Annotated in this window: 10 protein-coding genes; 5 read left to right on the plus strand and 5 right to left on the minus strand. The window is 73.5% G+C overall.

Features of this window, described 5'->3' with window-relative positions:
- Window position 1: 1 nt before the first annotated feature.
- Together LX14_RS20950 and LX14_RS09690 are read right to left on the minus strand one after the other, a co-directional pair.
- On the minus strand, window positions 2–2,476 hold the full coding sequence (locus tag LX14_RS20950; protein WP_253647004.1) for a LuxR C-terminal-related transcriptional regulator: 2,475 nt from the start codon (window positions 2,474–2,476) through the stop codon (window positions 2–4).
- Window positions 2,477–2,507: 31 nt separating this feature from the next.
- Window positions 2,508–4,319: an Hsp70 family protein gene (locus LX14_RS09690; protein WP_253647005.1), complete on the minus strand. Its 1,812-nt coding sequence runs from the start codon at window positions 4,317–4,319 to the stop codon at window positions 2,508–2,510.
- Between the two features lie 270 nt (window positions 4,320–4,589).
- Here LX14_RS09690 and LX14_RS20705 point away from each other — a divergent pair, with 270 nt between their 5' ends.
- The 3 genes from LX14_RS20705 (at window position 4,590) to LX14_RS09700 (ending at window position 12,699) form a co-directional block, all read left to right on the plus strand.
- Entirely contained in the window at window positions 4,590–9,131 is a 4,542-nt protein-coding gene (locus LX14_RS20705) for an IniB N-terminal domain-containing protein (protein WP_301283190.1), read from the plus strand.
- A 206-nt stretch (window positions 9,132–9,337) separates the two neighbouring features.
- Complete coding sequence (locus LX14_RS09695; protein WP_253647006.1) at window positions 9,338–11,239, plus strand: dynamin family protein; 1,902 nt, start codon at window positions 9,338–9,340, stop codon at window positions 11,237–11,239.
- Complete coding sequence (locus LX14_RS09700; protein ID WP_253647007.1) at window positions 11,236–12,699, plus strand: dynamin family protein; 1,464 nt, start codon at window positions 11,236–11,238, stop codon at window positions 12,697–12,699. The genes LX14_RS09695 and LX14_RS09700 overlap by 4 nt, the downstream gene beginning before the upstream one ends.
- A gap of 418 nt (window positions 12,700–13,117) precedes the next feature.
- Here LX14_RS09700 and LX14_RS09705 read toward each other — a convergent pair whose 3' ends face one another.
- Complete coding sequence (locus tag LX14_RS09705) at window positions 13,118–13,573, minus strand: ester cyclase (RefSeq protein ID WP_253647008.1); 456 nt, start codon at window positions 13,571–13,573, stop codon at window positions 13,118–13,120.
- 56 nt (window positions 13,574–13,629) lie between these two features.
- Window positions 13,630–13,992, minus strand: coding sequence for a DUF4267 domain-containing protein (locus LX14_RS09710; RefSeq protein WP_253647009.1), 363 nt, complete (start codon window positions 13,990–13,992; stop codon window positions 13,630–13,632).
- 102 nt (window positions 13,993–14,094) lie between these two features.
- Between LX14_RS09710 and LX14_RS09715 the strand changes: the two genes are divergently transcribed.
- Window positions 14,095–14,640 carry a TetR/AcrR family transcriptional regulator gene (locus tag LX14_RS09715; protein WP_253647010.1) on the plus strand — a complete coding sequence of 182 codons (546 nt, stop codon included), beginning with the start codon at window positions 14,095–14,097 and terminating at the stop codon, window positions 14,638–14,640.
- Between the two features lie 50 nt (window positions 14,641–14,690).
- Here the strand turns inward: LX14_RS09715 and LX14_RS09720 are convergent, their stop codons facing one another.
- Window positions 14,691–15,239, minus strand: a complete 549-nt coding sequence (locus LX14_RS09720) for a hypothetical protein (protein WP_253647011.1) — start codon at window positions 15,237–15,239, stop codon at window positions 14,691–14,693.
- A 189-nt stretch (window positions 15,240–15,428) separates the two neighbouring features.
- Here LX14_RS09720 and LX14_RS09725 point away from each other — a divergent pair, with 189 nt between their 5' ends.
- Entirely contained in the window at window positions 15,429–16,535 is a 1,107-nt protein-coding gene (locus tag LX14_RS09725) for a DUF7159 family protein (protein ID WP_253647012.1), read from the plus strand.

Below are 16,535 nucleotides of genomic sequence, written 5' to 3' on the forward strand. Positions count from 1 at the left end.
CCTATTCGGTCTGCCCGTGGCCGGCCGCCCGCAACATCGACAGCAGCTCCGACCGTGACTGCGCGCCCAGACGGCGGCGGATGCGGGCCACGTGGTGTTCGACCGTCTTCGCCGAGATGTACAGCGCCGCACCGATCTCGCGATAGGTCTCGCCGAGGACGAGACGGTCGGCGACCTCGGCCTCGCGGTCGGAGAGCGCGGTCGTGCCGGGCGCGCCGTCGGCGGACGGCGTGGCGGTGCCGATCGATCGTGCGGTCTGCAGCAGTGCTGTGGCCGCGCGGGTGTCGCCGATGCGCATCGCCCCCTCGGCCGCGAGCCGGGCGCCGTCGAAGGCATGTCCCCAGGTCTGCAGTTCGGTCGCGGCGGTGTGGATCTCACCCTCGGTCACCGGGCCCCCGTCGGCGGCAACACCCTGGAGCACCCGCAGCCACACCCGCCCGGCGCGGGCGAGGACCGCCGCGTACGGGGTGGAGTCGGCGGCGATGCCCAGCGCCCGGCCGTGCGGTGCGAGTGCTGCGGGTTGGTCGGCGAGAATGGCCGCCTGCACGCCGTACCACTGCCATGCGGCCGACCACACCGGCGGTTCACCGAGTGCGGCGAGCAGACGCCCGGCGTCGTCGGCGAGGTGACGGATCCTGCCGGCGTCACCGACACGCACGGCCGCGAGCCACAACTCACCCAGGGGCAGCAGGGAGAACAGGTCGACCTCGGCCTCGGCCACCGTCGTCTGCGCGGCGCGCCACGCGACACCGAGGGTGCCCGCGTCGCCCCGACGGCGGGCGAGTGCCGCGGTGAGTGCGTGGGCGGTCAGCCTGTCGCGGTGGTGCACCGGGGTGAGGGCCGCGAGGGCGTCGGCCGACTCGGAGAGTTCCCCCGAGAGCATCGAGATCCAGGCGTCGAGCAGTCGCAACCGCACCGACGGTGTCGACTGGTCGAGTTCGACGCGCTCGACGACGGCACGTGCTCCGGCGAGGTCGCCGCTGTGCAGGTGGAGCAGGACGGCGAGGTCCGCGGCGTCCTCGACCCCGATCCCGAGGTCGCCGCGCAGCGACAGCGAGCGCAGGAGCGCGCCGACGGCGGGTGCCGCGGACGGTCCGAGGGACTCGACGACGCCGTCGGCGAGCAGGGCTTCGGCGGCGTTGTCGGTGGTGGGCGGGGCGGCTCGCGCCACCGTGAGGAACTCGGCGGCGTTCGTGCGGTCACCCGCACCGAGCAGCGCCACCACCCCCGCGGCCGCGTGGGGTCCGGCGCGGTCGGCGCCGAGCCAGCGGAACAGCTGTGCCGCGCGCGAATACGTTCCGCGACGTGCGGCGACAGCGGCGCCGACGCGGACACCCAACGCGACGACGGCGGTATCGGCGGACGCCAGGGACTCGTCGGCGACCCGGGCTGCGACCGCGAGGTCATCGGCGTCGATCGCCGCGCGGGCCAGCTCGGCGTCGGTGACGGAATGGTCGGCGCCGGCGGCCCGCGCGGCCGACCACAGCGTCATCCGCCGATGTCCCGCGGCGGCACGTGCGGCGTCGACGAGCACGGCGGCCAACCCCGGGTCACTGATACCCGCCTGCGCCGCGGACACCGCACCGTCGACGGTGAGACTGTTGTGCGACAGGCGGATCCGCACCACCGCCTCGCGCACCGCGGTGATCTGATGTGCCCCGACGACCGCACCCAGCGGGGCGAGCGCCGCGGCGAGGAACCCGTCGGATCCGCCGAGGAAACCGGAGGACCGTGCCTCGTCGATCAGTGCCTGCGCGCGGGCGTCGTCGACGTCGCAGATCGCCCCGACGGTGTCGGGGTCGAGCGTGGAACCGGCGCCCGCGATCGCGAGGGTCCGCAGCACGAGTCGGTCGAGTCGACGCAGCGTCTGGTGGTGCCAGGCTCCGATGGCCGCGATGGCGAGGTCGGCGAGGACCTGCTGATCGGCCTCGTCCGGATGGGCCGACACCGCGGTGAGGCCCGCGTCCACCGCGGCGCGGTTGCCGCCCGAGGCGCGGACGACCGCGGCGGCCGCTCCGGTGAGGAGTCGTCGACGGGACCGTTCGACGACCCCTGCGACGGTCAGCGGCGCCAGGAACACCACCCGGCCGCGCGACGACACGGTGGTGAGCACGTCGTGCAGCGAACGACGGTGGTCGTGGTGTCGCCCGGCGAGGAACACCGAGATGTCCTCGCGTGCGAGCAACGTCGACAGGTGCGTGAGCGCGGCGTCGTCGAGGAGATGGATGTCGTCGGCGACGACGATCGCACCGGGATCGGGATCGACGGGCAGTCCTCGGACGACCCTGGCCGGGTTCTGTGCGCCCGCCGCCGCGGTGATCGCGGACAGCACCGCCGAGGTACCGGAGCCGGCGACGCCGACGACGCCGTACACCGACGGGTGGCCGGCCGAGGCGGTCGCGTCGACCACGAGCGACCGGGCGTCCGGCATGCCGGACAGGTCCGGACCGGAGAACCGGAGATCGGGGGCGGTCACGAGCGGCGGGAGGTCGTTCCGGCCACGGCGGTCACTGGCCGGTCAGGGTGTTGCCGAGGGAGCTCAGGCCGTCGCGGGTGCCGCCGAGGACTCCACCGAGGGTCGGTCCCTGGTACTTGGGCACTGTCGGGAATGTGGGGAAGTCCGGGCGACCGTCGTTCTCCGGCGGCGTGTATCCGCCCGACCCGGAGCCGGATCCACCCGACGAGGTGCCGCCACCGGACGAGGTGCCGCCGCCGGTGGAGCCGCCCGATCCGCCGGACGAGGTCCCGCCGCCCGAGGAGGTGCCGCCGCCGGTCGAGCCGCCGGAGGAGGTGCCACCCGACCCGGAGCCGCCCGAGGAGGTGCCCCCGCCGGTCGAGCCGCCGGAGGAGGTGCCGCCCGAACCACCGGACGACGTGCCGCCGCCGGACCCGGTGGAGCCCGAACGCTGTTGGGCGCCGGTGCCGCCGGTCTGGCCGCGGTTCGCCCCGGGGGTCGCAGCCGAGGTGGCGGCGGCCGAGGACGCGCCCGCCGACGACGGTGCAGCGGACGACGGCGCCGAGGTGGTGGGCGTCGTGGTGGAGCGGGCCGGCTCGTCGCTCAGGGCCGTGCCCAACGACAGGCCGCCCGCGGTGAGCAGGGCGATCGCGACCGCCGCGCCACCGATGATCGCGAGCCGCTTGTTGCGGCCCATCGTCGTCTTCTCCACGACCGTGGTCCGCGGCGCGGCGGACACCCGCGCGGTCCGGGCTGCGGCGAGGTCGGCCGTGGCGGCGGCGGCGCTGCCGGGCATGGCGTCGAGCGATGCCGACGCGGAGGCGATCTCGGACGCGAGTACCGCCGCGCCGAACGCCGAGGTGGTGACCGGGTCGGCGTCGGCGACGACAGGGATGCGCAGAGCGCCGGAGAGGACCTCGGTGACCAGCGGAATGGCTGCGCCGCCACCGGTGAGGATCACCGACGACAGGTCGCGGAGGCTGTGTCCGCCGGCGGCCACCGTCTCGCGCAGCAACGACAGTGACGTCAGGATGGGCTCGCGCAGCAGGTCCTCGACCTCGTCACGGACCAGACGCATGTCGGTGTGGACACCGGGCAGGTCGACGCTGACCACGGTGTCGGTGTCGGAGGACAGCGCCTCCTTTGCCCGGGAGCACCGGCCGCGGAGCTCGGCGAGCGCCGCGACGGTGGCCGGGTCGAAGGGGTCCATCGTGTCGGTCGCGTCGACGGTGTCGATGACGTGGGCGAGCAGCAGCTGGTCGAACGCGGCACCGCTGATGTCCTCGGTGTGCTGCGGCCGACCGAGGATCTGGGACGCCTCACCCGTGCGCACGAGGGTGATGTCGAGCGAGGACCCGCCGAGGTCGTAGACGGCCACCAGTCCGGTGTCGGCGCCGTCGGACCCGGTGCCGGTCACGGACCCGCCCTGCATGGCCTGTGCGGCGGCGACCGCGGCGATCGCCTCCGGGACGACGGTGATGTCGGAGAGACCGTGGGCGTCGGCCGCGGTGCGCAGCGCGTCGACTGTGTAGGCCTGCCAGCTGTTGGGGCAGGCGACGACGACCGCGTCGGGCTGCACACCCGTCTCCTCGACGATGCCGGCGAGGGCGATCGCGTAGAGGTCCTCGCCGCTGAACTGACGGCCGTCGTCGGCCACCAGGGCGACGGGGTCGCCGACGCGTGCGGTGAAGTCGGTGAGAGCTCCCGACGCGGCGTCCGCACCCCGGGTGGCGAGCGCGGGCTCGCGGCCGGGTTCCACCTCGAGGGCGGTGCGTCGGACGAGGGCGTCGTACGTGCCCGACGGAGTCGTGCTGACGGCGACCGACGTTGTGGTCCCGACGGTGATCCCCAGAGCTGTGGGCATGGGTGCAACTCCTCGTGCAGTGTGGCGTCGCTGGCGTTGTCGTCATCAAACACCCGTTCGTTACCCCACGTCAGCGATGTGGTGCGAATGGTGGGGCCTTCCCCCCGACCCCCTAGTGGCCCCCGTCGATCCCCTAATGGCCCCATCGGGAGGGAAGGGGGATCGTCCCCGTTCCCCGGGCGGGTCGGCGACACCTAGCGTCGGAACTCGACACACCACGAGCGCTTCCCCCGGCGTCCGGTGTCACCCGAAGACCACCGAGGAGTCCCGATGCCCACGAACGCAGTTCTCGATTTCATCCTGAACCTTCTGCGCGACGACAAGGCCGCCGCCGCATACATGTCGGATCCGCAGTGCGCGCTGGACAACGCCGGCCTGAGCAACCTGTGCCACGCGGACATCGCCGCCGCGGCACCGCTCGTCGCCGAGTCGGGTCTCTTCCCGGGTGGCTCGAGCCTCCCGTCCATCGTCAACGCCGGCGGGATCTCCGCGGCGGCCCCGATCGGTGTCGGTGGCGGCGCCGGCGGAGTCGGTGGCGTCGGTGTCGGTGGTCTCGGCGGCGTGAACGTCGGACTCGGTGGCGTCAGTGTCGGGGGCCTGAACCTCGGCGGCCTCGGGGGCATCAACGTCGGCGGTCTCGGGGGCGTCAATCTGGGTGGCCTCGGTGGCATCAACCTGGGTGGCATCGGTGGCCTCGGCGGCATCAACCTGTCAGGCATCGCGTTCCCGTCGCTGGCCCTGGGTGGCATCGGCCTGGGCATCGGCGGTCTGACGCTCGGCGGGATCGACCTGGGCAACCTGGTCGACCTCAACCTCTCCAACCTCATCGGCCTCGGCCTGGGCGACGTCGGCGTCGGCCTGGGCGACCTGGCCCTGGGTGCGCAGCTCTCCGCCGTCCTCGCAGCGGCCCTGGCCGGCGCGGTACAGCTCGGCGGCGACATCGCCCTCGGGCTCGGTGCCGCGTTCGGCGCCTTCGTCGACGCGGTCCTCGCCCTCGGTGGTGACATCGCCGCAGTGCTCGGCATCGACGGACTGCTCGACCTCGGCGCGACCGTCGCCGGCGTGTTCACCGGTGGACTCGGCCTCGCAGCGGGCCTCGGCGCACAGCTCGCCGGCACCATCAACGCGGCGGTCGACGCCGCCGGCGGCATCGGTGCGGTCATCGCCGCGAGCGGCGCGACCACGGTCGGTGCTGCACTCGGCGGCGCTCTCGGTCTCGGCGGCGCTCTCGCCGCCAACGCCGGTGCGGCCCTCGGCGTGGCGCTCGGTGGCGTGCTCGGTGCCGGTGGCGCACTCACCGCCGACCTCGCCGCAGCTCTCGCCGGCGGCGTCGGCATCGCCGGCTCGATCTCCTCGGTGCTCGGTGGCGCGCTCGGCCTCGGTGCCGATCTCGGCGCCGGCATCGTCGCCAACCTCTCGGGCGCCCTCGGCGCCGCACTCGGTGTCACCGGCGGTCTCGCCGGAACCCTCGGTGCACTGCTCGACGCCTCCGTCGTCGCCGGACTCGTCGGTGACCTCACCGCGACCCTGCAGGGCGCCCTCGGCGGCGTGCTCACGGCCGGCGGCGCACTCGCCGGTGACCTCGGACTCGCGCTCGGCGCGACGCTAGGTGCGGTCGCCGGACTCGGCGGCATCGTCGACCTGGCCGGGGCGCTCGGCGTCGGCGGCGCCCTCTCCACCGCTCTGACCGGGGCGCTCGGCCTCGGTGGCGGCGTCACCGCAGCCCTCGCCGGTGCCCTGGACGCCGCACTGTCCGCGGCCGGCGGTCTGGACCTCGCGGCGATCATCGCCGGCGGCGGCGACCTCGGGCTCGCCCTGGGCACCGCGCTCTCCGGTGTGCTGGCGGCCGGTGGTGGCGTCGCCGCGAACCTCGGTGTCGCCCTCGGCGGCGTGCTGGGTGTCGCGCTCGGTGGTGCCGCAGGTCTCGGCGGTGCGCTCGGTGCGCAGCTGTCGGGTCTGCTCGCCGGCGGTGTCGGCCTCGGTGCCGCGCTCACCTCCGTCCTCGGCGGCGCGTTGGACCTGGGCGCCGGCGCAGCCCTCCTCGGTGGTGTCACCGGTGACCTCTCGGCGCTGCTCGGCGGCTCCCTCGCCGCGGTCCTCTCCGCGGGCGGCGTCATCCCGGCGACCCTCTCGGCTGTCCTCGACTCGACCCTCTCCGCCCAGCTGGCGACCGCCCTCGGTGGCGTGCTCGCAGCCGGTGGCGTCATCGGTGCCGACCTCGGTGCCGCCCTCGGTGCGACCCTGACCGCCCTCGTCGGTGCGGGCGGGGCCCTGGGCGCGGGACTCGCGGGTGGCCTCGGCCTCGGCGGGACCCTCGCGACCGCCCTCGGTGGTGCCCTCGGGCTCGACGGTGCGCTCGTCGGGCAGCTCGGCGCCGCACTGCAGGCCGCCATCGGCGGCGGCCTCGACCTGGGAGCCGTCCTCGCCGGTTCGGCGAACCTCTCCACCATCCTGGCCGGTGCCCTCGGTGCCGGTGGCACCGTCGCCGCCGGTCTCGGGGCAACGCTCGGGACGGCATTGGGGGCCGCCCTGAACGGTGCACTCGGTGCCCAGCTCGCCGGCCTGCTGGCCGGTGGACTGGACCTGCAGGGCGCGCTCGCGACGGTGCTCGGCGGCGCGCTGGACCTCGGCGCGGCCACCGGCCTCGCCGCGGACCTGTCCGGTGCGCTGACCGCCGCGTTCGGCGCGGGCGGCGTGCTCGGTGCCGACCTGGGAGCCCTGCTGAACGGTGGCCTCGCCGGTCAGATCTCGACCGCCCTCGGCGCGGCCCTGGCAGGCGGCGGGACGCTCGCCGCCGGCCTCGGCGCCTCGCTGGCCCCGGTGCTCGCCGTCGCGGCGGGACTGGGCGGCGGACTGGTCATCGCCCCCTCCATCACCGCGAACCTCGGTGGCACCCTCGCCACCGGCCTCGGCGCCGTCCTCGGCGTCGACGGGACCGCGATCGGCGCCCTGGGCGCCTCCCTCAACTCGCTGCTCGCCGGCAGTCTGGACCCCACGACCCTGCTGTCGGCGAGCAGCGCACTCACCACCGCCCTCTCGGGGGCACTGGCCGCGGGTGGTCCGCTGGCCGCCGGTCTCGGCGCCTCCCTGGGCACCGTCCTCGGCACCGCGCTGTCCGGCTCGCTGGGCGCGCAGCTCGGCGGCCTGCTGGCCGGCGGCGCCGACCTGTCGGGTGCGCTCACCAGCGTCCTCGGCGCCGCTGCCGGTCTCGGCGGCGGACTCGGACTGGCCGGCGGTCTCGGACTGGGCGGGGGGCTGGGCGTCGACGCCGGCCTGGGTGCCGTCGCCGACCTGGGCACCTCCCTCACCACAGCTCTGGCGGCCGGTGGCCTCGGTGCCGCCGACTTCGGAGCGGCTCTGGGCGGCGCACTCGCCGGCGCGGCCGGCCTGCAGACCACCCTGGCCGCGGCCCTCGGATCGTCGCTGGCGGCCGGTGGCGACGTCGCCGGTCAGCTCGGTGCAGCCCTCGGTGGGCTCGCCACCGGCGGCCTGGACCTCGGCGGGGCCCTCGGCCTCGGCGGTGCGGTCGACCCGCTCGCCCTGGGCGGCGCGATCGCCGGCGGCCTCTCCGGTGCGCTCGGCATCGATCCCGCCCTCACCGCACAGCTCGGCGCTGCCCTCGGTGGTGCCCTGGCCCTCGACCCCGGCGCGATCGGCGGCGCCGCGGGCCTGTCCGGTGCCCTCTCCGCGGCGCTGGCGGGTGGCGGCTCCGTCGCCGGTGCCGTCGGTGCCGGCCTCGGCGCGGCGCTCGGTGGCGCCATCACCGCGAACGGTGCGACCGGCCTGATCACGCAGTTGGCCGGCGGTGCCGATCTCGGCACCGCGATCGCCGGATCGGTGACCGGTGCACTGGGTCTGAACGGTGCCCTCGGCGCTCAGATCGGGGGCGCGCTCACCGGTGCCCTCGCCGGGGCCCCGGTGCTGGGGCTGCCCGACCTGGGCGGTCTGCCGGGCGTGGGCCTGCCGAACGTGGGTCTGCCGGATCTCGGCGGGCTCCCGGGTCTGCCCGGCCTGGGTCTGCCCGACCTGCCGGCCCCGGGTCTCCCGACCGCACCCGACCTGGGTGGCGCGCTCGGCGGGCTCATCGGTGGCCTCACCCCGCCGGCGCTGCCCACGGGTCCCGACATCCTCGGCCCGATCGTCAACGGCCCGAACATCATCGGCCCGGTCCTGTCCGGCCCGGACATCATCGGCCCCGTGTTCTCGGGCCCCGACATCGTCGGCCCGGTGTTCACCGGCCCCGACATCGTCGGTCCCGTGTTCACCGGCCCCGACGTCATCGGTCCCGTGTTCACCGGTCCCGACGTCGTCGGCCCGGTCTTCAACGGCCCGAATGTGGTCGGTCCGATCTTCGACGGTCCCAACGTCGTCGGCCCGGCCGGCTCCGGCCCCGACTTCGTCGGTCCGTCCGGATCGGGCCCGCACCTGATCGGCCCGTCGGCGTCCGGCCCGCACCTGGTCGGCCCCTCCGGTTCGGGCCCCGACCTCGGTGGCTTCACCGGTTCGGGACCGCACCTCGTCGGCCCGTCGGCGACGTCGGCCGACCCGGGTGTCGCCGCGCAGAACAGCGCCCCGCTGTCCTCGCCCGACGCGACGGGCACCCACGCCGGCACGGGCTGGTCGGGGCTCAACCCCGACAGCACGTTCGGCGGCACCGGGACCGGCACCTCGGACCTGTCCGGCGGACTGCACAACGGGTTGAGCAGCGGCCTCACGGGCGGTCTGGGCGACGTCACGGGCGGGGTCTCCGGACTCGGCCACACCGACCCGACCGTGGAGACCCACCACAACACGGACATCGGCCACGGCTGATCTCCCGCGGACGCCACCGACGGCCCTCAACGGCCGCGGTCGGCGCCCGCCCCCACAAGCCGGTCACGACCGACAGGCGGTTGCCCCGAACTGCCGTCTCGAGGTCCTGTGACGGCATCGGCCCCGTACGCTCAGCGTGCGGGGCCGGTGTGGTCTCGGCCCCCGTCGGACGTCCCCGAACCGAGAAGGATCCCCCCCCGCCCACCATGCAGCCCACGCCAGTCACACCCGGTACCCCGGCCCAGCCGTCCGCGGAAGCGCAGCTCGAGGAGCTCCTCCGCCAGATGTCGCAGGTGGCGGCCGGGCTCGACCGTGAGGACCTCGTCGCCCGGCTCGAGGGCGCACGCACGCGCATCGTCGACCCCCGGCTGCGGATCGTCGTGGTGGGACAGCTGAAACAGGGCAAGAGCCAGTTCGTGAACTCCCTGCTCGACATGGAGGTGTGTTCCGTCGGCGACGACGAGACGACCGCCGTGCCCACGCTTGTGCAGAACGCCACGACCGCCGCGGCTCATCTGGTCCTCGACGAGCCGGGTGCGGAACCCACGACCGTGGAGATCCCCGTCGCCGACATCCGCGGGATCACCCCGGACACGCCGCACGCGCAGGGTCGCCCGGTGATCCGACTCGAGGTGTCGGCCCCCAATCCGCTCCTCGCCGACGGACTCGTCCTCGTCGACACCCCCGGCGTCGGGGGTCACGGCAACCCGCATGCCGCGTCGACGCTGGGACTCATCCCCTCGGCCGACGCGGTCCTCATGGTGTCCGACGCGAGCCAGGAGTTCACCGAGCCCGAGGTGGCGTTCCTCAAGCAGGTCACCGCGTTGTGCCCCACCGTGGCGTGCCTGGTGTCCAAGACCGACCTGTACCCGCACTGGCGACGGATCGTCGAGGCCGACGGTGCCCATCTCGCGCGCGAGGGCATCGACGTCCCCCTCCTGCCGATCAGCTCCCTCCTGCGCAGCCACGCACTTCGCCGCAACGACGCCGGGCTCATGGCCGAGTCGGGGTTCACGGAGCTGTACGCGTTTCTACGCGACAGGGTCGTCGCCCACGCCGAACAGACCACCCGCGCGTCCGTCGCCCTCGACCTCCGGTCTGTGTCGGAGCATCTCGCGCTGACCCTCGGCAGTGAGCTCGCGGCCCTGCGCGATCCCGAGACCGCGGCCGCCGCCCTCGACGGGCTGCGACGGGCGCAGACCGCCGCGGAGGAGATGCAGCAGCGGACGTCGCGGTGGCAGCAGACCCTCGCCGACGGCATCGCCGACCTCGCCGGCGACGTCGACCACGACCTGCGTGATCGTCTGCGCGCGGTCACCCGCGAGGCGGAGAAGGCCGTCGACGAGGGCGATCCCGGCAAGGACTGGCCGCAGCTCTCGGAATGGTTGGCCGACCAGATCGCCTCCGCCGTCGGCGACAACTTCGTGTGGGCGCACGAGCAGGCGGCCTGGCTCGCAGGACGCGTGGCGGACCATTTCGCCGAGACCGCCAAGACACAACTGCCCGATCTCGACATCGCCGACATCGACGGTGTCTTCGCGCCGGTCACCGAGTTGGCCGACCTCGAGTCCGGGCGCCTGGGGATCGGCCAGAAGGCGCTCATCGGGCTCCGCGGTTCCTACGGCGGCGTCCTCATGTTCGGTCTCATCACCACGCTGATGGGCCTCGCGCTCATCAACCCCATCTCCGTCGGCGCGGGCGTGCTCCTCGGATCGAAGGCCTATCGGGATGACAAGGGTGCCCGCGTCGACCAGCGACGCATGAAGGCCAAGCAGGCCATCCACGCCTTCACCGACGACGTCAGCTTCCAGGTCGGCAAGGAGTCGCGGGACCGCCTGCGACATGTCCAGCGCGAACTGCGTGACCACTTCGTCGACGTCGCCGATCAGGCCGCCCGGTCGGTGAGCGAGTCCCTGCGCGCGGCGCAGGAGGCGGCGCAGTCGCAGACGTCGCTGCGTGCGTCACGGACGGCCGAGCTCGAGCAGCAGTTGCGCGCCGTCGCCGCGTTGCGGACCGTGTCCGACCGCCTCGAGGTGGCCGCGGGACCCACCCGTCCCGCGGTCCAGTCGGGACGCCACTCCTCCGATCAGTCACGATTGCAGGCGTGAGGACGCTCGACCGCGCCCGCGCCCTGATCGACGCGGCACTGCAGGCGCACGCCCGTGACCCCGACACCTACGGTCGGCTGCACGAGTGCGCGCAACGCCTCGACGAGCCGCTGCGGATCGCGCTCGCCGGGTCGCTGAAGGCGGGCAAGTCGACGCTGCTGAACGCGCTCGTCGGCCAGGACATCGCCCCGACCGACGCGACCGAGTGCACGCGGGTGGTCACCTGGTACCGCCAGGGGCCGACGCCCACCGTCACCGCCACCTACGACGAGAACCGCACCACGTCCATCCCGGTGCTGCGACCCGGAGGCCGTCTGACCTTCGACTTCGGGACGCTCACGTCGGATCGCGTGTCCCGCCTCGACGTCACCTGGCCAGCGGCGGCACTGCGGTCCACGACGATCATCGACACCCCCGGCACCGCGTCGCTGTCCCGGGAGGTCTCGGCGCAGACCGTCGACATGCTCACCCCCGACGACGCCGAGTCCGGTGCCGACGCCGTCGTCTATCTGCTGCGCACGCTGTCCGCCACCGACACCGCGATGCTCGGACGCATCAACGAGTCGATCGGCCGGGACACCGGTCCGCTGGGCGTCGTCGGCGTGGTGTCCAGGGCCGACGAGATCGGGTCCGGTCGGATGGACGCGATGATGTCGGCGAGGGACGTCGCGGCCCGGTTCGCCGGCGAGCTCGAGCGCACCGGACTGTGTCAGGCCGTCGTCCCCGTCGCCGGTCTGGTCGCGCTGGCGGCGCGCACGATGCGGGAGGTCGAGTACCGCGCGCTGGTCGCCCTGGCGGGTGTCGCCCCCGACGACCTCGACCTGGCCCTGCTCTCCGCCGATCGGTTCGCCTCTGCGGCCACCGTTCTGCCGGTTCCGCCGGCCGATCGCGCGGCGCTGCTCGACCGGTTCGGGATGTTCGGGATCCGGTTGGCCGTCACGCTGATCCGCCTGGGCACCCCGGATTCTCCGACGTTGGCGGCGGAACTGATTGACCGCAGCGGTCTCGACGAGCTGCGCTCGGTGGTGGACGTGCAGTTCGGGCAACGTGCCGAGCAGCTCAAGTGCCACTCGGCGCTCGTCGCCGTCGGACGCATCCTCGCCGGGAGCCGTGCGGCCGGCGCCGACGATCTCCGCCACGACGCCGCCCGGATGCTCGCCGACGTGCACGGGTTCGCCGAACTCCGGCTGCTGGGGCGTCTTCGTTCGGGGAGGATCCGCCTGCCCGAGGAGCATCTCACCGACCTGACGCGCGTCGTCGGTGGGATGGGGACCGACCCGGCGATCCGACTGGGTCTCCCGGCGGACGCCGACACCGAGATGATCCGCGCGGCCGCGCTGGATGCCGTCCGCACGTGGCGCGCACGCGCGAAACACCCGCTGCTGGAACGCCCGACGGCGCTCGCGTGCGAGGCGGCGGCGCGCAGCGCGGAGGGTGTGCTCGCGAACCTGTCGCGTTAGCCGTTTCGCAACCGTGCGCGGGGTTCGCCCGCGGAATCCCGGGTGCGATGTCGGGTTCGGGTTGCGAGGTCGCGACCACGCGGGCGAGTCGGGTCGCCTTCGCATGATCTGCCGTCGTTCGCATGCTCCCGCGCCGTTCGCATGCCCACGGCGGCATGCGAACGGCGCGACGGCGTGCGAACACCGTGCCGGCATGCGATCGCGATGACGGGTGTCAGTCGAAGTCGCGCATGCTCGCTCCGAACGGGACGACCACGACGACGGCGAAGAACACGAAAACGGCTGCGCCTGTGCAGAACCCGATCGCGGCGATGAGCCATTTCGGACGGCGGTGGCGTGTTGCTGCTCGGCTGGACCTACTCCGTCCTGCGGTTCCTTAGGGTCCTCCGGCGGCTGCGCAACCCTTGTGGCTCCGTCATCATCCCCAGGCCGGACGGGTCGGGGCATCGGCCGGAGCCGTGAGCTGTCCCATCAGGCCGGCGAAATCCTCGAGATGCCAGGTGACGACGATCTGACCGTCGCGGACCTGGTGGACGTCCATCGTGCGCATCTCGATGCGCCTGCCGGTGGCCTCGATCCCCATGAAGGCTCCCTGGTGGGTGCCGCTGACGGTGTTGCGGACCGCGACCCGATCGCCCTGGGCGATGAGGTCCTCGTGCACGACGCTGTAGTCGGGCATCGCGCGACGGAACAGCCCGATCTGGGCGGCCATGCCGGAGGGGCCCTGCTCCTGGCCGGGCGCGAGCGGGATGTCCACCCAGTCCGCAGCGAGGACGTCGTCGTAGACCGAGGTGTCACCTGTTCGGAACGGCTCGTAGAAGGCGCGGACGACGGAGACGATGTCCGGCTCGGTGGCCGGGGAGGGGACGCTCATGGGGGTGGTCCTTTCGTGGGAGATCACGGGATCGCAGTGGGTCACAAGTGCGCGGGTCAGAGAAGTGCGAGGAGGAGGCCGGCGGCGAGGAGTGTGAGCGCGGTGGCGCCGTGGACGCTCAGTGCCTGTCGCGCCGAGCCGCCGTTGGTGCCGACGACGACGGCGTCACCGATCGGGGTGATCGCGGCGGCGACCAACGCCCAGCCGAAGACGTGCGTCCCGCCGACCGCGAGAACGACCAGCGGGACGATCCCCGACGAGATGTCGCGAACACCCTTGATGCTCGTCAGCGCCCGGGGGCGATCCCCGGACACCCCGAATCCCGCCAGCGCCACCCGGGGTGCGAGGAGGAACCGTGCGCCGATGGCCATGATGGCCACGCATCCTGCAAGTGCGACCACAAGTGCGGTAGGTGTCATCGGATCGACCTCTCGTTGTTGTCTAACGGCGTTCTGTAACGACGTTAGCACTATCTGTCTCGGTCGTCTATCGCTGTTAGGTAACTCTGTTAAAGTCGGTCCATGTCGCCGCGCCCCGCACCTGATCTCGATGTCCGACGCGGCAAGATCATGCGAGCCGCTCGCGCGATCGCAGCGTCGGAAGGGTGGCCGGCAGTCACCATGCGGCGGGTCGCCGCCGAGATCGGCGTGACACAGCCCGTGCTGTACTCCGCGTTCCCCGATGGGCGGCAAGCACTCGTCGACGCCGTCGCACTCGACGGGTTCGTCGCGATCGCGGAGGCTCTGGAGGCGGTGGAGCCGGAGCCCCTGACCCGGATGCAGGCCTATCTCGACTTCGCGACCGCGCACCCGCACATCTACGAGGCGATGTTCACGCTGCCCTCCGGGCTCGAGTTCGGGACGGGGAGCGGGCCCGAGCCGCTCCGTCGGGCGTTCCGGGCGATCGAGGCCGCATTCCCCGGCGCCGAGGCGGCGAGCGCAGAAGTGGCGTGGGCGACCGCCCACGGACTGGCGTCGCTGCAGATCAGCGGCCGACTACCCGCTGAGCGCATCCAGCAGCGACTACGGGTCGCCCGCGACGGCCTGTCGCGACATCGCCCGGTGTGACCGGGGTGCACCGCATGTCGTGACGCCCGTGCGGGCCACACGGTGCGAGGTCACCTCTTCGGCGCGGCCGCCAGCCACTGCGACACCGGGCGGAGGAACAACAGTCCTGTCGCGACGGCCGCGAGCGCGGCCACCACGAACGGCAGGACCACCATCACCGGTCCGAGGTCGTCGCGAGCGGGTGCGACAGCCACCCAGAACGCGATGGTGACCACCACGGTGAGGACGCCCGTCGTGGTCAGGGTGGCGCGGGATCCCGCGAGGCGCTCCCGGATCCGCACCGATCCGTAGATCACCAGCAGGAGGATCACCACCACCAGCGCGCCGGCACCGATGACCGTGATGTCGACCGCGGCGCGGATGTCACCGGGTGCGGTGGTCGGGCGGTCGTCGGAGACCGAGGTCCGCAGGGCGGCACGCACACGGTCCTGCCGCAACGCGACCAGGGCGGCGGAGATCACCAGGCCCACCAGGGTCAGCGCCCAGACACCCAGAGCGGCGTCGACGGCGCGGGGCCGCGTGGGGTCGACGGGGTCGCGCATCGGAGTCACGGACACCGGCGGACGGGACGGGCGGCCGGACGGCTGGTCGGGGGTCATCGGGATCCGAGCCTAGACGGCACCACCCCCACCGCCGGGGTGAACGCGAGCAGGCCGGTGGACCGATTCCGGCGAGCCGGACTCCTGCCGGGGCCGCGGCGCCCGATAGTGTCGGGTCCGGTCGGATCGGGCGACGACGGCAGGGCAGTGCGACCGCACGCTCACGACGGCGCGAGGAGGTGGGCGGTCATGGGTCAGGTGCTCGGTGTCTCGGTGACCGACCTGCAGGTCGCGTCGGTGATCATGGAGGCCGAGACCGGCAACGTCCTGGCCCGCAACACCGCCGATCTCGCCGACGCCACCCCGGAGTCCGTCCTCGACGCGATCACGCAGCTGGTGGAGACGGTCCCGTTCGAGGTCGAGTCGATCACGGTCGCGTGCGCCCAGCGCAGCACGCAGGTGGCGCTGCACAACACCATCACCGCGGGCGCGTCGGGTGACCCGGCCTGGTACCGGACCACCATCGTCACCGACACGCCGTTCGCGTTCGCGAACGTGGCCGCCGCACAGTCGGATCAGCGCGGTCAGGTCGTCGTCATCGACCTCGCCGACGACGCCGTGCCGTTCAACGAGCTGTCCATCGCCGCCGTCGACACCGAGACCGCCACCGTCGTCGGGGCGATCCAGCTGCCCGGCGGCGGACGACGCGAGCCCGTCACCGAGCCGTCCGGTGCCGTGACCGTCTCCGAGGCGTTCCGACTGTTGCCCGCCACCGAGGCGGGGCGCACCGGTGTCTTCGTCGTCGGCCCCGGGGCGTCGGTGCCCGGTGTCGCCGCCGCGCTCGAGTACGAGACGCAGCTGCCCGTGCAGATCGCCGAGGCGCCCATCTACTCGGCTGCGCACGGCGCGGCGCTGCACGGTCGCACCCGCCTGCGGTCCGGAGCCGCCCGCAACCGCTGGTTCATCCTCGTCGGCGCCGCGCTCGCGGCCCTGATCCTCGCCGTGGTCGTCGTCATCGTGGTGCTCGTCGCCGACGACGAGAAGTCGTCGCCGACGCCTGCGTCCCCGTCGTCGAGCACGACCACGACCACCACCCCGACGACGACCTCGTCGCGACCGGCGTCGACACCACGCTCGACGACCCCCACCACCCAGACGCAGGACGAGGCGCCCGAGACCACGCAGGACGCCCCGCCGGTTCCCCAGCAGACGGTCACGGTGACCCCGCCTCGGCAGACCGTCACGCGCACGGCGACACCGCCGCCCACCAGCTCGTCTGCCCCGGTCGACAGTGGTTCACAGGCACCCCCGCCGGACAATGGCTCGTCCGCCGCAGCAGCTCCGGCGAGTCCCTAG

The organism is Williamsia deligens (assembly GCF_024171765.1).
Taxonomy (GTDB): Bacteria; Actinomycetota; Actinomycetes; order Mycobacteriales; family Mycobacteriaceae; genus Williamsia_A; species Williamsia_A deligens.